General features: G+C 35.4%; 14 protein-coding genes. 7 read left to right on the top strand and 7 right to left on the bottom strand.

Going from position 1 to position 19,105, the window contains the following annotated elements; translation table 11 throughout:
- Window positions 1-31: 31 nt before the first annotated feature.
- Window positions 32-997, top strand: coding sequence for an L-threonine 3-dehydrogenase (locus AC1DS7_RS15680; RefSeq protein WP_016101837.1), 966 nt, complete (start codon window positions 32-34; stop codon window positions 995-997).
- Between the two features lie 60 nt (window positions 998-1,057).
- Complete coding sequence (locus AC1DS7_RS15675) at window positions 1,058-1,480, top strand: NUDIX hydrolase (RefSeq protein WP_016101836.1); 423 nt, start codon at window positions 1,058-1,060, stop codon at window positions 1,478-1,480.
- Between the two features lie 37 nt (window positions 1,481-1,517).
- Here AC1DS7_RS15675 and AC1DS7_RS15670 read toward each other — a convergent pair whose 3' ends face one another.
- From AC1DS7_RS15670 to AC1DS7_RS15660, 3 genes are all read right to left on the bottom strand, one after another.
- Complete coding sequence (locus tag AC1DS7_RS15670) at window positions 1,518-3,401, bottom strand: vWA domain-containing protein (protein WP_002029726.1); 1,884 nt, start codon at window positions 3,399-3,401, stop codon at window positions 1,518-1,520.
- Between the two features lie 3 nt (window positions 3,402-3,404).
- Complete coding sequence (locus AC1DS7_RS15665; protein ID WP_000892986.1) at window positions 3,405-4,298, bottom strand: ATP-binding protein; 894 nt, start codon at window positions 4,296-4,298, stop codon at window positions 3,405-3,407.
- A 127-nt stretch (window positions 4,299-4,425) separates the two neighbouring features.
- Window positions 4,426-5,955 (bottom strand): cardiolipin synthase, encoded by a 1,530-nt coding sequence (locus AC1DS7_RS15660; protein ID WP_016101835.1) that lies wholly within the window; start codon window positions 5,953-5,955, stop codon window positions 4,426-4,428.
- Between the two features lie 380 nt (window positions 5,956-6,335).
- On the opposite strand from AC1DS7_RS15660, the gene AC1DS7_RS15655 reads away from it, so the two are divergent.
- Window positions 6,336-6,662, top strand: coding sequence for a hypothetical protein (locus AC1DS7_RS15655; protein ID WP_012260301.1), 327 nt, complete (start codon window positions 6,336-6,338; stop codon window positions 6,660-6,662).
- Window positions 6,663-7,488: 826 nt separating this feature from the next.
- Window positions 7,489-9,192 carry a putative bifunctional diguanylate cyclase/phosphodiesterase gene (locus AC1DS7_RS15650; RefSeq protein ID WP_002010499.1) on the top strand — a complete coding sequence of 568 codons (1,704 nt, stop codon included), beginning with the start codon at window positions 7,489-7,491 and terminating at the stop codon, window positions 9,190-9,192.
- Between the two features lie 31 nt (window positions 9,193-9,223).
- Here AC1DS7_RS15650 and AC1DS7_RS15645 read toward each other — a convergent pair whose 3' ends face one another.
- Window positions 9,224-10,621, bottom strand: a complete 1,398-nt coding sequence (locus tag AC1DS7_RS15645) for an amino acid permease (RefSeq protein ID WP_002010500.1) — start codon at window positions 10,619-10,621, stop codon at window positions 9,224-9,226.
- A 441-nt stretch (window positions 10,622-11,062) separates the two neighbouring features.
- On the opposite strand from AC1DS7_RS15645, the gene treR reads away from it, so the two are divergent.
- The 3 genes from treR to treC all read left to right on the top strand — a co-directional run bounded on the left by treR (window position 11,063) and on the right by treC (window position 15,166).
- Complete coding sequence (gene treR, locus AC1DS7_RS15640) at window positions 11,063-11,773, top strand: trehalose operon repressor (RefSeq protein WP_002010502.1); 711 nt, start codon at window positions 11,063-11,065, stop codon at window positions 11,771-11,773.
- Window positions 11,774-12,063: 290 nt separating this feature from the next.
- Window positions 12,064-13,491: a PTS system trehalose-specific EIIBC component gene (gene treP, locus AC1DS7_RS15635; RefSeq protein ID WP_002010521.1), complete on the top strand. Its 1,428-nt coding sequence runs from the start codon at window positions 12,064-12,066 to the stop codon at window positions 13,489-13,491.
- 13 nt (window positions 13,492-13,504) lie between these two features.
- Window positions 13,505-15,166, top strand: coding sequence for an alpha,alpha-phosphotrehalase (treC, locus tag AC1DS7_RS15630; RefSeq protein ID WP_215588718.1), 1,662 nt, complete (start codon window positions 13,505-13,507; stop codon window positions 15,164-15,166).
- Window positions 15,167-15,197: 31 nt separating this feature from the next.
- Here the strand turns inward: treC and gerKC are convergent, their stop codons facing one another.
- From gerKC to gerKA, 3 genes are read right to left on the bottom strand one after another with little or no spacing between them, the layout of a single operon-like run.
- A complete protein-coding gene (gerKC, locus tag AC1DS7_RS15625) occupies window positions 15,198-16,322 on the bottom strand; it encodes a spore germination protein GerKC (RefSeq protein WP_016101832.1) in 1,125 nt (374 codons plus the stop codon).
- Window positions 16,303-17,409 carry a GerAB/ArcD/ProY family transporter gene (locus AC1DS7_RS15620; protein ID WP_016101831.1) on the bottom strand — a complete coding sequence of 369 codons (1,107 nt, stop codon included), beginning with the start codon at window positions 17,407-17,409 and terminating at the stop codon, window positions 16,303-16,305. The genes gerKC and AC1DS7_RS15620 overlap by 20 nt, the downstream gene beginning before the upstream one ends.
- A complete protein-coding gene (gerKA, locus tag AC1DS7_RS15615; protein ID WP_002090975.1) occupies window positions 17,390-18,892 on the bottom strand; it encodes a spore germination protein GerKA in 1,503 nt (500 codons plus the stop codon). The genes AC1DS7_RS15620 and gerKA overlap by 20 nt, the downstream gene beginning before the upstream one ends.
- Window positions 18,893-19,105: the final 213 nt, after the last annotated feature.

The following is a 19,105-nucleotide window of genomic DNA, read 5'->3' as shown; positions in this document are numbered from 1 at the left end:
TTGAATAGCTTGCAAATGGGGAGTGGGAAAAATGAAAAAAATTCTAGTAACCGGTTCTTTAGGGCAAATTGGTTCTGAACTAGTAATGAAACTTCGTGATGTATACGGCGCATCAAATGTTATTGCAACAGATATTCGTGAAACAGACAGTGAAGTAGTAACGTCTGGTCCATTTGAAACGTTAGATGTAACGGATGGACAAAAATTACATGATATTGCAAAGCGTAATGAAGTAGATACAATTATTCATTTAGCGGCTTTACTTTCAGCAACTGCAGAAAAAAATCCGTTATTTGCTTGGAATTTAAATATGGGCGGACTTGTAAATGCATTAGAAGCAGCACGTGAATTAAACTGTAAGTTTTTCACGCCAAGTTCTATCGGTGCATTTGGTCCATCAACGCCAAAAGATAATACACCACAAGATACAATTCAGCGTCCTACTACGATGTATGGGGTAAACAAAGTAGCAGGAGAATTACTATGTGATTATTATCATCAAAAGTTTGGCGTTGATACGCGCGGTGTACGTTTCCCAGGCTTAATTTCTTACGTAGCTCCTCCAGGAGGCGGAACAACTGACTATGCAGTTGAAATTTATTATGAGGCGATTAAAAAAGGTACATACACCTCATACATTGCAGAAGGAACATACATGGACATGATGTATATGCCAGATGCTTTACAAGCAATCATCTCATTAATGGAAGCTGATCCAAATAAACTAGTTCATAGAAATGCGTTTAACATTACAGCAATGAGCTTTGAACCAGAGCAAATTGTAGCATCAATCCGTAAACACATTCCGAACTTTACAATGGATTACGCAGTAGATCCAGCTCGTCAAACAATCGCTGATAGCTGGCCGAACTCTATTGATGCAACAGCAGCAATGAAAGAGTGGGGCTTTAAAGCAGAATATGATTTAGACAGAATGACAACTGATATGCTGGCTAAGTTAAAAAAAAAGCTCGCATCTGAGTTAGTAATGAATTAATAGGAAGAGCCGATTCTTAGGAATTGGCTCTTAATTATTTTAGGAAGGGAGAAAAGCAACATGCGAAGAGTTGATGTTGTATATGCATTAATACACGATAGCGAAAAAGATAAAATATTAATGGTACATAATGTAGAACAAAACGTTTGGTCATTGCCAGGCGGGGCTGTTGAAAAAGGTGAAATATTAGAGCAAGCACTAGTAAGAGAAGTGAAAGAAGAGACAGGTTTAACTGCTACACTCAGTGGACTTGTTGCAATAAATGAGAAGTTTTTTGAAGAGAAGGGACATCATGCATTATTTTTTACATTCCGAGCAAATGTTGTAACAGGTGAACTTCGTGCAGAAGATGAAGAAGAAATTTCCGCAATCGAGTGGGTGGATCGGACAATCGCAAATGAAAGATTCCCATTCTACGATGGGGGATTTGAAGCATTGTTAGAAGTAGCCATTCCATATAAATTTCAACCAGAAACAAAGTGAGTGAACGAAAAAACAGGAGCCACAAGGCTCCTGTTTTCTATTCAATCGTCTTCAGTAATAGTTTCTTCAACAATGGTTTAATCTTCAGGCGTAAATCTTCAGCATGATTTGCAACTAAGAAGTGATGGTTATAAATGTTCTTCATTAATTGATAAGTTGCTTCTTTCGCTTCGCCTTCTTCGATAAAGATGCCGATTACTTCCATACCACTTTTACGAGCAAGTTTGACTGCTTCGTGCGTATCTAAAATTCCGTCTTGTTGATAGTCTAGTGCAGAAGGTTCACCGTCTGTAAAGACAAGTAAGAATTTATGTTTTTCTGGTCTTTTCGCAAGCTTTTCGGAAACGATACGAATAATATACCCGTCGCGGTTATCTTCTTCTTCGCGAAGTTGCATAATTTCTGGACCGACGTTTGGTAACGTTGAGTTTTTATACGTAACAACTTCATGGATAACGTTCGGTTTATCTTCAGGTTTAGCACTAGAAGCATCTTCCCAAAATCCACTAATAGCGTGCGGGATTTTTAAAGATTTCAACGCTTCATGGAATAGGACCACACTCTTCTTCGTTTCTTCCATTTTGTTATACATAGAACCAGAGCAGTCCACTAATAGTTGGAATGCAACGTCGAGCTCTTGTGATTCTTGTCCTTTTTTATAAAACATACGCGGCTGCTTTTCAGTATAAATACGAAGGAATTTCTTACGAAGCCTTCCGTAATATTTATCACTGTTTGCATTCGTTTTGTTTTCAATTGTTTTTTCGATAATTTTCTTTAATTCTTTTACATCTTTATTAACGACTGATTTGATAGCTTGGTAATCTTTTTTCTCATCAGGATTCGATTTGCGAGCTTCTTTAAATGTATGAGAAGCTCCCACATTATACTTGCCGTATGCACCGTCGTTTTGGCTAGAAGCATGAGACGCTCTTGCTTCCTCTGTATCAGCACCATCAAAGTTAGATTGTGTACTTTTTTGGGAAGTACCTTGTACAGAACCAAGTGCTTGGTCACCATCTTCTGATTCACGAGCAGTATCACCCATCATATTTGTTTTTGTTCCGCTTTCTAAATCAAAGCGTAAAAAGTTCTCGTTTTCATTGTTTTTATTTTCACGGTGCCATGTCGAGAAGCTTTCATCCATTTTGTTTTTGTTATCATCGTCATCTAGGAGCTGCGTATCATCATTTGCTAATTTTTCAGCGCGACTGTCTTTCTCATCTGCAATCACAGATAAATAAAGCGGTGCATGTCCGAAATAATTATTAAGCATATCACTTTCAAGAAGTCCTTCTAAACGATAGCGAATTTTCTCAACAATATACATAATATCTTCCGTATTACGAGCTTGGAATGTTTCATGCAAAATTGATTCAATTTGCTCGAAATATTCATTATTAAACATTTCATATTTATCACTCGTTAATGAAAGATAGCATAGACAAAATAGACGATCACCGTGATAGTTACGAACACGATTTATTTCATTTTGTGAGCCAAAGTAATTGCGATACATTTCTTTTCGGCGTTTAAAAATATGTTTTGTGCCAGGACGTAAATTTTTGACGATTTCCTCAACACGTAAATCTTCTAATAGAACAAATAATTGTGTTAAAAACTTTTTTAGAGGCGATTCTTGTAACTCAATCGCATAAGAACGAATTAAAGTCATGTCCGAGTAATGTTTATTACCAAGTGCCTTTAAGAACACTTCGCTTTTTAATCCGATTACTGTATCCTCTTCTTTTCGATCATCCCAAAAGTGACTAATGACAACCTTTTTTTCAATTTCGTCGTAGTATGCTTTATAGCCATACTCAAGATAGGCATCGTCTTCTTTTAGAAGAGCATACATTAAGTTTTCCATTTGTAGAAACAGCGACGCATCAATTTTTTTGTCACTAAAAATTTGTCTCATGAATTATCCCTCAAAGAAATAACTTTCTGCTAATTCACGGACAGTCATTTGTTCTGTTTCATCGTTTAATTTTGCGATAATACTACGTTCAATTGCACGCATAACAGGAATATATACACCTAAATCACATGCATCGATAATGCCACGAATACTAGCTGCTTCTTCACTTACGCGCCCATCACGAGCTAAAGGCATAAGATCGCTTGCGAATGCAACGAACTTTTCAATTGTTGCAACATCATTTAATTTTGATTCAGATAGTAATAGTTCTTTTAATGTATCACCTTGAATGTAAGGAACTTCAATAATAACGAAACGGTTTTTTAACGCTTCGTTTAGTTCACTTGTCCCAACATAACCTTCGTTAATCGCAGCAATTACGCGATATTCGTCATCACCGTATACAACTTCTTGTGTAAATGGGTTTGTAATCATTTTACGGTAATCTAACGCACCATGAAGAAGTGGTAACGTTTCAGGTTTTGCCATATTGATTTCATCAATATAAAGGAAATGACCGTTTTTCATTGCCTTCATAAGAGGACCGTTAACGAACGTAACTTCAGATGCGCCGTCTTTTGTTTGTAATGTGTTGTATCCTAAAATACCTTCTACATCTAAGTCGACAGAACAGTTAATGCTATGCATTGGTTTTTGGAATAAAGAAGAAAGAGTTTCCGCTAGTACTGTTTTACCACTACCAGTTGGTCCTTTTAATAGAATGTTTTTACCAAGTAAAAGTGCTGTAATGGCATCTTCAATAATGCTGTTATCAGATGCTTTATATATTTTCTTGCCAATTAAATGTGCATTTTCACCAGCTTCTTGTTTATTCTTTTCATGAATTGTAGAAAGCTGCTGTTTTAAATCAGAATGTATATGAAATTGTTCTAACATGTATTTCCCACCTAACATTATTTTCATAAAGTAATACATCTTATGATAACTTGTTTTAATATGGTATGCAAAGAAAAGGAGAAGGGGGAAATATAAAAGAAAAAGCAATCAATATCACATTGATTGCTTATAGTAAAGGAGAAATGAGTCGCATAAAGGACTCTAATATTCGTTTTTTGATACTTCTTTTTTGGAACGAGTTCCATTTAATTTCAGTGGAGTGTTTAAAGTCTTCTTCAAAATCGCGTTTAATATCATGAACGGTTTCTGATTCATATAGTACGCTAATAATTTCATAATTCAATTCAAAGCTACGTACATCCATATTTGCTGTTCCGATTGTTGCAATTTTATCGTCAACGAGTACAATCTTTGCGTGCATAAATCCATCTTTATAACTGTAAATAGAAGCACCAGCTTTTAAAAGTGGAGTGAAATAGGATTGAGATGCTTGATCGCTAATAATACTATCACTCTTACCAGGATATAAAATGCGAACATCTATGCCAGATATTGCACTTAAGCGTAATAATGTTAAAGTTTCTTGATCCGGAATAAAGTATGGTGTAGCGATCCAAATAGATTTTTTGGCTGAGCCCATAATAGCTAGTAATGTATTACGAATACTTTTATCATCTGAGCTTGGTCCACTTGCTACAATTTGCACCGCACCTTCTGCATCCGGAATTTCTTTTCCTGGGAAGTAGTGTCTATTCATAAATTGATCCCAAGAATAAGTATTCAATCCACTAGACGCATAAAGCCAATCTTCTAGAAAGATGGCTTGTAATTTATACAATGCTTTTCCTTCTATTTTTAAATGACTATCACGCCAAACAGGGAATTTTTTTGAGCGACCAAGATATTCATCACCGACGTTGAGCCCTCCGGTAAAACCAATTTCTCCATCTACAATGACGATTTTACGGTGATTACGATAATTAACTGTCTCGAGTAACCAAGCTGAAAAAATAGGGTCAAATTCGACAATTTCAATTCCAACTTTTTTCATAGGTTGTAAAAATCGTCGTCTTAACGTATTACTTCCGAGTCCATCATAAAGGAAGCGTACAATAACACCATCTTTTGCTTTTTGTATTAAAGCATCTCGTACTTTTGTACCAATCTCATCAGATTTATAAATATAGTATTGAATATGTATGTGATGTTTTGCATTCTCGATTGCATTCAAAATTTCTGAAAAGGTTTGATCACCGTTTGTTAAAAGTTTTGTTGTCGTTCTATCTGCGGCAGGCCCGCCTCCGAATTTTTGTACGACTTCTGTTAAATGTATAGAACGTTCATGTAATGGGACTGTGAGTGATAATTCTAGTCGTCTTCCTTCTAATATTTCGCGGAATAACTTTCTTTGTTCTTCTGAACGATGAAGATGTTTTTTTCTTCTCCAACGGCTACGCCCGAAAATAGAGTATAAAAGGACACCTACAACAGGAAGAAGTGCTAATACTAAAAACCACGCTAAGGTGCTTTGGGGTGATCTATTTTCGATAAAAATAACGAATGAAATTCCTACGATTGTGATGGACCATAGAGCACCAACAAACGTATATAACGAAATAACCGATGTATTTAATAGGAAAAGAACGATAGATACGATTGTAAATATTAATAATAATTGAACGATAGGTTTCTTCATTTCTATAAAATTCCTCAAATCTTTCTTAAATATAGACTTCTTATATAAAAGGTGTAATCTGACATTCTTATTATAAAGTGTTTTGTTTTTTTTACAAAATATAGACATTTTCCCCATGCTTTCCGCATTTGTCCTACATACAGTATATTATTACATTTTTATATAGAAAAGGGGATGAATAAAATGTACGATCTTCCATTTGGTGGATTTGTACATTCTCCATTTTTAGGAGGAGGATTCTTTCCTGGAAGGGGCTTTACTTAGTCCTGCGTTTGGTTATGGCGGATATTGCTGTCCATACTATACGGATTATTAACAGTATCCTTACTATTCATACAACACATATTAAAGTAGGGAAATTGAAAAGGAGAGGAAGAGAAATGAACTATATGCTAAATCACGGAGGATATTATCGTAATCATCATGGTGGGGGAGGGCATAATCACCATGGAGGACATAATCACCATGGTGGGCACAATCATTATGATCATCATCATCACGGTGGTGGATGGGGCTGGGGTGGCGGCTCGTGGGGCGGAGGGTTTTTCCCAGGAAGTTTTGCTGGAGGCATGTTAGGTGGGCTTACAGCTGGCGCATTAACGGGTGCAGCAGGTGGAGGCTACTATCCAGCACCGTACCCAGTAACGTATCCAGCACCATATCCAATGCCATACCCGGGTTATCAGCAAATACCATATCAGTATTAAACTAAAAAAGAGGATATCCTCTTTTTTAGTTTAATACTTTATTTATAAATATTTCCAAAAACAAGGTGAAAATATGTTAATATGTTGTTATTATAATTCAATATGTTAAATGCAAATTTTGGCTTTATCCCGCTATTTGTGGGCAGTAAAACCCCCACCTCAAAATTCAGCTGGAACAAAGAAGTTAGGTGGAAGCCCTGCTACCCGTAAAAGCACGATTGGTGATCAGTTGGGATGAACAAAACCCCCACTGATTAGAGTTTCACTTTATATTATTATTCGTGAATCGTTGCATTTTGTATATTAATCTCTATTTCATTATGTATCGGCAGTTAGATTTACATCTTAACATTTAATGAAATAAAAGAGGTTAGGTGTGAGGTCGTATTAGTAGGGAGCAGAGGCTAATAGTGATGAAATTGTCACTTTACAAATTCAAAGAATGTAAGAGAATACTGTATAATAAGCTTAGATAAGTAGAGAGATGAGAAGCTTCTACTATAATTAAAACAGCACCATATTGCTTTTTTTTATAAATAATATTATGTTATTTTAATCGGCCTATTTAGAAAAAAATTGTGATTTATCCCGCATTAACGGGCAGTAAGACTCCCACCTCAAAATTCGGTGAATGTGAGGAAGTTAGGTGGGAGATAAAAGCCCGATTGGTGAAGGCTAATAATCAGTGGGGGATGGACAACCCCCCCCCCTACTGATTAAAGTTTCATTTTATGTAAAGGCGTATTGTTAGAAAATGAAATATCTCTATTTCTATGAAGAGAAACGAGTTGTGTTTTAGTCAGATAGGAAGCAAGGAGAGGTGCGCATGCTAGAACAAAGAGGTCATGCATTATATGACTCTTCATTGCAAGATTTAAAATTAGCATTAGATGAGTCTTCAATTGTTGCTATTACAGACCGAAATGGTCTTATTACATATGTGAATGATAAATTTTGTAAAATATCAAAATATAAAAGAGAAGAGTTAATAGGAAAAGATCACCGTATTTTAAATTCCGGATATCATCCGAAAGCATTTTTTCAAATCCTATGGAAGCGTATTTTGAGTGGAAAAGTCTGGACAGGGGAAATTCGAAATCAAGCAAAAGATGGTACGTATTATTGGGTTAAAACAACAATTGTTCCATTTTTAAATGAAAAGGGAGAACCTTATCAATTTATTGCAATTCGAAATGATATAAGTAGTAGGAAAGAAGCAGAACAAAGATTACGATTAAGCGAAAGTCGTTATAGGGAACTTGCTTATCATGATGCGTTAACAAGTTTACCGAACCGTTTACAGTTAATTACGACTGTAAATAAGATGATTGCAGAGAAAATAGAGTTTGGCATGATTTACTTTGATTTAGATCGTTTTAAATTAGTGAATGATACGTTAGGTCATATGATAGGAGATTTACTTTTAAGCGAAGTTGCTTCACGGTTGCATTATGTGCTAGGAGAGAAAGATGTTCTAGCTAGGCTTGGTGGCGACGAATTTGTACTGTTAACAAAAACTCATACACATGATGAGATGAGGCAGTTAGCGACATCCGTGTTGTCATGCTTTCAAGCGCCATTTATGCTTGAAGGTCATGAAGTATATATTTCAGCTAGTCTAGGACTTTGTTCCTATCCGCAAGATGGAAAAGACGTTGAAACGTTATTAAAAAATTCGGATTTAGCCATGTATAGTGCGAAAGAGCAAGGAAGAAATGCGGCGTGCTTCTTTACAGATGAATTACGTGCGAAAATAAACCGTAGAATGAAAATAGAATTTGCTTTGCAAAAAGCGATTCGTGACGAAGAATTAAAAGTGGCATTACAGCCCATTATTGATTTGAAAACAAAGAAATGTACTGGTATTGAGGCTTTAGTACGCTGTAAGACAGAAGAAGGTCCTATTTCACCAAGTGAATTTATCCCTGTAGCTGAAGAGTGTGGACTTATTATAAAACTAGGAGACTGGGTACTAGAAAAGTCATGTCGACTGTTTAAAACTTTACCAGATTATCAAGAGGGACTGAAGTTATCTGTTAATTTATCAATACAACAATTGATGCAAAAGCGATTTATTTTATCTGTTCGTAGTATATTGAAGCGAACAGGGTTTCCGCCAAATCGTTTAATATTAGAAATAACAGAAAGTATAGCTGTACGCCATTTTGATTATATTATTGCTACATTACAAGAATTGAGAAGTATGGGAATTTTAATCGCTTTAGACGATTTCGGAACAGGGTATTCCTCATTATATTATTTAAAACAACTACCACTTGATATTGTGAAAATTGATCGTAATTTTATTCGTGAGTTTCATTATGATCATGCACAACCAGAGCGAACGATTGTAAAATCGGTTATTGAAATCGCCCATAGTTTAAATTTATTAGTGGTTGCTGAAGGGGTAGAAACGGTAGAACAAGAAAGTTTATTAAAATCAATGAGTTGCGACTTTGTACAAGGTTTTTATTATGCGAAACCGTTAGATATAGGGGAACTAAAAGAAAAGTTATTAACTGATTTTTAATAAAAAAAGAGAAGCGAAAAGCTTCTCTTTTTTATTGTTTTTTTTGTGAATCTTTCATTAAAACTGGATAAAGAATAAGACCTAATACAAACAAACCAATGCCTAAGAAGAATGTTTTTAAATCAGCAGTTCCCGTTTTAATAACCCATATGGAATATAAAAATGCTAATGCAGTAATGATTCCATCTTTTATTCGGGATCCCGGCATTATATCATACGTTTCCCCCGTAATAACTAATTTTAACTGATACAAGGTAGAAACAAGGTACGGGATTAAATATGCTAATGTCGCTACAACAATAGCGAAATTATATGCTTCTGAAACAGTACCAGAAATCGTTGAGAATAAGAAAATTTGCGTCATCACATTTGTAATAAATAATGATTTTGAAGGACTACCTTTTTTATTTGTTTTACTGAAAAACTTAGGGAAAAGTCCATTTTTAGCAGCCTGGTAAGGTACTTCTGAGCTAACAACGATCCATCCTACAGTAGAGCCGAATAAAGATACGAGTGCAAGTAAGGCCATTATATAAGCACCTTTAGTACCAATTGCTAAATTTAATGCATCTACTAATGGTTTTTGAGACTCTTTTAAAGCGTCTTGTGGAAGAGCGCCCATTGTTAGTAGAGTAATTGCCATGTAAATAAGAAGAGCGATGATTAATCCGAAAATCGTAGCTTTCTTAACATCGTGCTGAGATTTTGCACGGTTAGAGAGCATAACTGCTGACTCAATACCGATAAACGCCCAAAGTGTTGCAATAGCAGCGGAATTTATTTGTCCACCCAACGAAATAGGTTGTCCAGCTTCATTCATAAATGTTTGACCGTCCCCGAAATTAGAGGCATTGAAAATGAATAATGTGATTACAATAAACATTGTAAATCCGATGATTTTTGCGATTGTTGCAAGAAGGTTCATATTTCCGGCTCTATCAATATTTTGAGAAAGAATATATTGAATTCCCCATAGCATCATACTACATACTATGAAGGTTAAAGCTTTTCCAAGTTCTAATGAAAATCCGTTTGTTGAAAAGAGAATTTGCTTACTTTGTAAAACTGGGAAGAATGTTGATAAATATCCTGCAAAGGAAATAATTACAGATGCTGTAGCAGCCCAGTTAGCAGCCCAGTATCCCCAAGCCATACTATATCCTGCAACTTTACCTGTCTTTTGAGAAGTAAACATTGCTTGGGCGTAACTTTGTGGTCCTGCTTTTAATTCTGGTTTACGAATTGCTAAATTTCCAAATACGAGTGCAATCATAAATACACCAAGTCCTGTAATACTCCATGCCAGTGTAGATCCCATTGGACCTGATACGTGTGCTAAATTTGCTGGGAGCATAAATACGCCACCGCCAACCATATTCCCGATAACAAAAGCTGTTAAAATCCATAATCCCCATTTTTTCGTTTCCATTTTTGTTAACTCCTTTGTAGTAAGTTTTGCTTAAACATCATTTTTTACTAGCATTTTTGGCAATAAAAAAAGAGCCATGTAGATAAAAAATACCTACATGGCTCTTTGCCAAAGCGTAGGTACAACGGGAATAACCCTTGTACCTACGCGTAATTTTTCCGCTAGGTTTCAAGGGTTAAGTATGATGATGATGTTTTTGTGCAAATGTAACTACAATTGTTGTATAAGTAAGCATAGTTCTTTGCTCCCTTTCTCCTCTGATTTTGAAGTTAGTATACTACATGTTTTTTTGAAAGAAAAGAAAAATTTATAAAAATACGTTTTAGAGACTAAATATTTACCTATAGTTTTCTTGTACTGGAAAATAAGTGAGAGATTGGCAGAAGAGTATAGCGTGGTATAATACATATAGAACTAGAAGGTGACAAGGGGCTATTGTAGATGATGAGTAAGTATGAACAAATTTATACAGAAATCAGCAAGTCTATTGATAATAAACAATTAAAAGAAGGATGTAAAATCCCATCAGAAACGGAATTAATGAAGCAGTATGAGGCAAGTAGGGGTACTGTAAGAAAAGCTGTAGATTTATTGCAAGAGCGTGGATATGTTCAAAAAATACACGGAAAAGGTGTTTTTGTATTAAAGCGCAAAAACATTGAATTTAACTTTGGTGGTATTGTAAGTTTTCAAGAAGAAAATGAACGTTTAGGACGTCATTGTATTACAGAAGTCGTGGAAATAGAGAAAATGAAAGCGACACAAGATGTAGCAAAGTTATTAAACGTGAAAGAAAAAACGGAAATAAATCATATTAAACGTGTACGAAATATTGATGGAGAAAAAGTAATTTTAGATATAAACCATTTTGTATCGGAATATATTCCAGGATTAACGAGAGAAATTGCAACTGCATCGATTTATAAATACATTGAGAAAGAATTAGGGCTACATATTAGCTATTCACAGCGGGTAATTGAAGTGCAACCATGTACAGAGGATGACCGAAAGTATTTGGATTTAAATGGAACAGACTATGTTGTCGTTGTAAAAAACTTTACTCATTTATACGATGGGAGTCAGTTCGAATATACGGAATCACGTCACCGTTTAGATATTTTTCACTTTTCGGATGTGGCGCGAAGAAAATAAAGAGATGGAGCGAAATAATCGTTCCATCTCTTTATTTATCCCGCTATTTGTGGGCAGTAAAACTCCCACCTCAAAATTCAGCTGGAGCAAAGAAGTTAGGTGGGAGATCAACTGCCACGCCCGATTGGTGAAGGCTAATAATCAGTGGGGGATGAACAAAACCCCCACTGATTAAAGTTTCACTTTATAAAAAAATCACCAACTTATATATACGAGTGTTGACTAACTTATATATACGAGTTAATATGTAAGTGTAAACGGTATCAAAAAAAGAAAAGAGGGACGGGAATATGGGGAAAGACTATCGTAAAACAGCAAAAGAAGTGTTGCAGTATATTGGTGGGAAAGACAATATTGAACAAGCTGCGCACTGTGTAACGAGGCTACGTATCGCTTTAAAAGATGAAAATAAAATAGATAATGATAAATTACAGTCTGTTTCATTAGTAAAGGGAGCGTTTCATAACGCTGGGGTATTTCAAATTGTAATTGGTCCAGGTGATGTCGATCGAGTATACGCTGAATTGATAACGCTTGCAGGTATGGAAGAATCGACAGTAGCTGACGTAAAAGGTTCAGGGGATAAAAAATTAAATCCAGTTCAAAAGTTTGTAAAAGTATTTTCAGATGTATTTATGCCGATTTTGCCAGCAATTATTACGGCAGGCTTACTAATGGGGATTAATAACCTGTTAGGGGCAAAGGACTTATTTTTTGATGGGAAAAATTTATTAGAAGTATATCCGAACTTAGGTGGGCTTTGGGATTTAATTAATATGATGGCCAATACAGCATTCGTATTCTTACCGGCACTTGTTGGTTGGTCAGCAACGAAGCGCTTTGGTGGTAGTCCAATACTAGGGATTGTTATGGGATTAATGCTTGTGCATCCGGCCTTATTAAACGCGTGGGATTATGGAAAAGCAGCGACTGGTTTAGAGGGACAAAAGATTGAGTACTTCGATATTTTAGGGCTATTCCAAATTGAAAAGGTAGGGTATCAAGGTCAAATTTTACCCATTTTAGTAGCAGCATTCGTATTAAGTAAAGTTGAAATCTTCTTAAAGAAACATGTGCCAAACGCAATTCAATTATTAGTTGTACCAATTACAACAATCGTTGTAACGGGTGTGTTAGCGTTAGGAATTATCGGTCCAGTTACACGTCATATTGGCGATTTATTAACGGCTGGATTAGTTGGCGTATATGAAACGGTACCAGTACTTGGAGCAGTATTATTTGGAGCATTATATGCACCGCTCGTAATTACAGGAATGCATCATATGTTTATTGCAATTGATTTACAGCTAATTGCACAGCACGGCGGTACATTTATTTGGCCGATGATTGCTCTTTCTAACATTGCACAAGGTAGTGCGGCACTAGCGATGTTCTGGATTTCTAAAAATCAAAATGATAAAAGTATGGCATCAACATCAGCAATCTCAGCGTACTTCGGTATTACAGAGCCAGCGATGTTCGGTGTGAATTTAAGAAATAAATTCCCGTTCTATGCAGCGATTATTGGGTCTGCTATAGCAGCGATATTTATTACATTAAATGGTGTATTAGCACCAGCAATCGGAATTGGCGGATTGCCAGCATTTATTTCTATCATTCCGAAATCGATTCCGATGTTTATTGTAGGGATGATAATCGCAGTAGTAATTCCATTTACATTAACATGGTTATTTGCGAAACGAGTAAAACAGAAGTAGGAGGAAATTAAGCATGAAAGATTGGCATAAAAGTGTAGTTTATCAAATTTATCCGAAGAGCTTTAATAGCTATTACAATAAAGAAACCGGTGATATAAAGGGAGTTACAGAGAAACTAGATTATTTAAAAGAACTCGGAGTAGATTATATTTGGTTAACACCGATATACCAATCACCACAAAATGATAATGGATACGATGTAAGTGATTATTACAGCATTGATCCATCTTACGGGACGATGGAAGAGTTTGAAGAGCTTTTAAAAGAAGCGAAAGTACGTGACATTGAAATCATGCTTGATATCGTTGTAAATCATAGTTCAACGGAGCATAAGTGGTTTAAAGAAGCAAAAGAAGATAAGAATAGTCCGTATCGAAATTATTATATTTGGCGTGATGAAAAGAATAATTGGCAGTCTAAATTTGGAGGATCTGCTTGGGAATATGATGAGAAAACAGAGCAATATTTTTTACATCTATTTGATGAGACGCAAGCTGATTTAAACTGGGAAAATGAAAAGCTTCGTGAAGAAGTGTACGATATGATGCGCTTTTGGTTGGAGAAAGGTGTAAAAGGATTCCGCCTTGATGTTATTAACTTAATTTCAAAAGATCAAAGATTTTTAAGTGATGAAGGCACCACTGCTACAAGTGATGGGCGTAAATATTACACAGATGGTCCACGCGTCCATGAATATTTACAAGAGATGAGCCAAAATGTTTTTGAAGGGAAAGATGTAATTACAGTTGGAGAAATGTCATCTACGACAATTGATAATTGTATTAAATATTCGAATCCTGAGCGCAATGAACTAAGCATGACGTTTAGTTTCCATCATTTAAAAGTAGATTATCCGAATGGTGATAAGTGGACGAAAGCTGATTTTGATTTCATTAAATTAAAAGAAATTATGTCTAATTGGCAAATTGAAATGCAAAAGGGCGGAGGATGGAATGCGTTATTTTGGTGTAATCATGACCAGCCTCGTATCGTTTCACGGTTTGGTGATGATGAGAAGTACCGAAATGAATCTGCGAAAATGTTAGCGACAGCTATGCATATGTTGCAAGGAACGCCTTACATTTACCAAGGTGAAGAAATCGGTATGACGAATCCTAAATTCGAGTCCATCGAGCAATATCGTGATGTAGAATCATTAAATATATATGATATAAAGCTAGAAGAAGGATTATCAAAAAAAGAGATTATCGGGATTTTAAAACAAAAATCTCGTGACAATTCCCGTACTCCGATGCAGTGGAATGAAGAGGTGAATAGTGGTTTTACAACGAGTACACCTTGGATTTCTGTGGCTGAAAACTTTAAAGAAATAAACGTAGAGAAGGCATTAGAAGATAGAGAATCTGTATTTTATCATTATAAAAAGCTAATTGAACTTAGAAAAAAATACGATGTCCTTACAGAAGGGAAATATGCTATTTTAGATGGAAATCATCCTAGCATTTGGGCGTATACACGTACTGTAAATAATGAAGTATTACTTGTTATAAATAACTTCTACGGAGAAGAAATAACGTATTCTGTACCAATTCATGTTCAATTGGATGGTATGAGACAAGAAGTATTATTATCAAATTACAAAGGTTCAAGTAAAGATATTACCAATCTTAACTTAAGACCGTATGAGTCAATTGTATATCGTTATATGAAATAAAAGGTTGGATGCCGGCGGGCGTCCAACCTTTTTATTTTAAGACGCCACTATATAAAATCGTTACTTCTACTTCCGGTTTAAATTTTACCTTTGCATAATCTTTATTCCAATTTTTTTTCTTCCATAAATCAGGATGATAAGCGATAAGATGTCTGCCAATCCCGAAAGCATCACAATTTGCTTTTTGGAGTTTTTTCGTTATGCGTTTTGCTTCTTTTGTGAGCTGCTTAGATAATTCTTTGTTTAGTTTTTTTCTTTCTCCCATTTTATAAAGATTATCTCTCGGTGCTTCAAGAGCGATTACTTGTAGCTTTAGTTTTAGATGAGCGTAAACATTTCCTTTTTTGTCAGTCGTTATATTCAAGTCTCTTTTTAGTTTCCGATTGCTCACTTCCATTGTTAAATAATCAGATGTCTTCTCTGATTCATCGCTAGTAAGTTTTTGGGTTATACGGGCACTTGTTCCCATTTTTCCGGTTAATAACACGAATAGAACAGATTGTTTCAAAGGTAAATGCCCAGTTAATTTATCGTTGTTAAATAAAGCTAACCCGTTTGTAATTACTTCTTTTCCTTTTATTTTTATAGAAGGGAGGGTAAAGTCTTTACCGGGATCTAACATTTTTGTAGCGGCTGTTTCTAAAGTTTCTTTTGGAAATACACTCATATCTTCTAAGCTTTTCACTTTTTTCTTTAGAAAATCTCCAATTAGTAAATTTCCTACTTTCTTTTTTTCGAGTATCTCGGATGTTTCACCATCTACTGCAATAAGTTTTACTAAAGCAGTTGGGTTTGTTGGATCCCGAAAGCTAACATCTAAATAGGGTAGTATACCTTTTTTTAGAATTTTGGTTCCTAGTAATTGAACACCATATTTGAAATAGCGAATATTCCCAGTTACATTTTTTTTTAGGGCATCGCTTGTATCCCTTATGTTATGCCCGGTTGCTGAATGTATTTCATTCTCGAATGAAGATTGCTCTCCGCTTGAACTTTTTACGAGCTCGACTGTTTGCTGGAGTTTATTCTCTTCCGTAATATCAGATCCAATGCTATAAGCTAATCTGGCCTCTCTTAATGGTTCTTGATCCCAACAGCCAGAAAGGAATGAACTAGCACATAATATAAAAAGTAGTTTAACTCTTTTTTTGAACATACTGTTCTCCTTTCTTATTTCGTATTACTGAATAAAGTAGAAATAAAAGAGGGAGAACAACTATGAAAATATAGGTGAACTTATCAGTGAAAGTTGAAATTACTTTTAATTCTTCAGGTGTATCTATAAATAAGGCTACACTAAAAGCAATAATACCAACGATTGGAACGGCCTTTTTATGATTAGCAAGGTTGAATATATGTCCAATTCCTATTGAGGCAGCACAGTAATAACTAGCAATAGAAGCGACAACTGTTATCATCCATATTGGTATGAATAGTAAATCAGTTCGGTCTATAATCCCGATATGCAAGGAGCGTAATAAGTAAGCAACTGGCTCTGGAATAAGTTCAACTTGTTTTGGACTGAATACGATAAAGCAAATCCAAACAGTAAAAGTATAAAAAAGCGTTACAAATCCATTAGCGATAGAAATGGCCTTCAGTTTTGCCACAGAACTGCCATTTACTTTTGGAAAAGCGATAAGAATAATTTCAAAACCATACATGGCTGTAATTGTTTCCTTGGATGCTTGAATTATATTCCACCATCCGGCTTCTGTAAGTGGAAAAATATAAGAAAAATCAGCTCGTGTGAGCCCAAGTGCAATTAAAAGTGCCATTGGGATAATAAGAATAGAAGCCATGACATAAAATCGTACAATCACTTTAAATGTATTATAGGCTACGTAGCAACAAGCTATTGTAAATAGTATGAGAATTGCAGACCAAGGGGTGGCTTGTAAGACCCATACTTTAATGACGTTACAAGCGTTTAACATGACGGTCATACCGATAAGAGTAAAATAAAAAACATAAAAAAAACCTAATAACTTTCCGATTTTATTACCAAATAGCATACAAACACTTTCATACATATCTGCATCAGGAAAGCGTTTTAAGAAAAGCCACATAAGTATAATAATAAGTTGAATTGCAAGACCAGCGATGAGAGCAGAAATCCACCCACCGCCTTTCGCAATGGGGTGAAGGCGGTTTGGTAAAGAAAGTATACCAACTCCAATTTGGCATTGAATAACGAAAAAGGTAAATTGAACAAGTGAAATTTTACTTTGCGTGTTTGTCACCGTTCTCATCCTCTCTCGTTACATGTTGTCGTTGCATTTTTTTCGGCTTTGGATCATGAGGTCGTTCCCGAAACGACCAAATTGGAAGTCTTACAAAAGAATCTTTCATATCTTTTATTCGCATCGGTGCAATAGGAGAAAGATATGGTGTATGAAATGAATGTAGCTGGCATAAATGAACGAAAGTTATAATTAGACCAAATGATATTCCTACGTACCCGAATATAGCAGCAAGGATCATTAACGGAAAACGAAGGATCCGAACTGCTGAACTCATATCGTTTGATGGAACGAGAAAAGACGCAATTGCAGTTAAAGCTACAACGATAATCATTGTATAAGAGACAAGCCCAGCCTTTACAATCGCATCACCAATTACTAAACCTCCTACGATACCGATTGTTTGTCCAACGCGACTCGGCAGACGAATACCAGCTTCTCTTAATAATTCGAAGATTAATTCCATTAATAAAGCTTCAAATATAGGAGGAAGAGGTACCTTTTCTAATGAAGCTTTAATTGTATAAACGAGTTCGAGTGGTAATACATCAGGATGAAAAGCGACGGTTGCGATATATATAGCTGGTAAGAGAAATGCGATTAAAAAGCTAACGAGCCGAATCATTCGTACGAAAGAACCAACAATCCACCGATTATTATAATCATCAGGTGATTGATAAAAAGCAAATAAAGTGACAGGAACGATAAGTGCTGTTGGATCTCCATCTGATAAAATGGCAACGCGCCCTTCCATTAAATTAGCCGCAGTTCGGTCGGGACGCTCTGTATTTAATTGTTGTGGAAATGGTGAGAAAGACGTGTCTTCTATAAATTCTTGTATGTATCCTGGTGGCATTAGTGCATCGGTCTTAATCGTTTCTAATCTTCTTTTTACTTCTGTGACGAGATCATCATTAGCTATATTTTGCATATAAACAATTGCTACTTTCGTGTGCATCTCTTCACCAAGGATAAAATATTTAACGACTAAATTTGGACTCTTAATTAGTTTCCGTACGGAAGCTAAATTAGTAGCTAAATCTTCTACAAAACCAGAATGTGGTCCGCGTACAACACCTTCATTGTCAGGCTCTTTTATATCCCTTTTTAAAGATAAAGCTGTTTCGAAAATACAAAAACTGTCGACTTGTTCATGAAAATATAATGATTTTCCTTGTAATAAAAGTTGCACACCATAATTTAAATTTGTTTCTTTTTTCATATTTAATGTGGAAAAAGCTTTATCTAAAGGCAAATCCGACCGCGTTAATAATGGCTCAAGAGCCAATTGATGAATTAAATTTTGGTCTGCTAAAGATTCGATATATAAGATTGTTCCTTTTCCATTTTGGAAAGGGACATCTAATTTTTTTATATCATCTGAATGACAGAGCTTATTTTCAATGTAATTAATATTTTCCGGAAGTGATGGAAACATATGCTTTTTTTTATTATCTTGTTGTGAACTTTTCTGTTCGGCCATAATTTCCATCTCCTTTACATTGAAATTGTTTCTGTTAATTTTTGTTGTTTGTGAGAAAATTATGCTTGGATTATTTGAAAAAAGTAGCTTGAAAGTTACGTTACGTCATCTTTTATACTAAAGAAAATAGGATATAGGGGATGGTATAGATAACTCTGAGGTATATGTGGGGATGGAAAGAAAGCGTATATTAGATTAGCGATATTAATATAT

Source organism: Bacillus sp. P4_E1, from assembly GCF_056401715.1.
This window is presented reverse-complemented; position numbering and strand designations above follow the sequence as displayed.

Bases quoted from the DNA above. Each gene is read 5' to 3' on its own strand.
- AC1DS7_RS15680 (WP_016101837.1), top strand. From the start codon at position 32: ATGAAAAAAATTCTAGTAACCGGTTCTTTAGGGCAAATTGGTTCTGAA.
- AC1DS7_RS15675 (WP_016101836.1), top strand. From the start codon at position 1,058: ATGCGAAGAGTTGATGTTGTATATGCATTAATACACGATAGCGAAAAA.
- AC1DS7_RS15670 (WP_002029726.1), bottom strand. From the start codon at position 3,401: ATGAGACAAATTTTTAGTGACAAAAAAATTGATGCGTCGCTGTTTCTA.
- AC1DS7_RS15665 (WP_000892986.1), bottom strand. From the start codon at position 4,298: ATGTTAGAACAATTTCATATACATTCTGATTTAAAACAGCAGCTTTCT.
- AC1DS7_RS15660 (WP_016101835.1), bottom strand. From the start codon at position 5,955: ATGAAGAAACCTATCGTTCAATTATTATTAATATTTACAATCGTATCT.
- AC1DS7_RS15655 (WP_012260301.1), top strand. From the start codon at position 6,336: ATGAACTATATGCTAAATCACGGAGGATATTATCGTAATCATCATGGT.
- AC1DS7_RS15650 (WP_002010499.1), top strand. From the start codon at position 7,489: ATGCTAGAACAAAGAGGTCATGCATTATATGACTCTTCATTGCAAGAT.
- AC1DS7_RS15645 (WP_002010500.1), bottom strand. From the start codon at position 10,621: ATGGAAACGAAAAAATGGGGATTATGGATTTTAACAGCTTTTGTTATC.
- treR (WP_002010502.1), top strand. From the start codon at position 11,063: ATGATGAGTAAGTATGAACAAATTTATACAGAAATCAGCAAGTCTATT.
- treP (WP_002010521.1), top strand. From the start codon at position 12,064: ATGGGGAAAGACTATCGTAAAACAGCAAAAGAAGTGTTGCAGTATATT.
- treC (WP_215588718.1), top strand. From the start codon at position 13,505: ATGAAAGATTGGCATAAAAGTGTAGTTTATCAAATTTATCCGAAGAGC.
- gerKC (WP_016101832.1), bottom strand. From the start codon at position 16,322: ATGTTCAAAAAAAGAGTTAAACTACTTTTTATATTATGTGCTAGTTCA.
- gerKA (WP_002090975.1), bottom strand. From the start codon at position 18,892: ATGGCCGAACAGAAAAGTTCACAACAAGATAATAAAAAAAAGCATATG.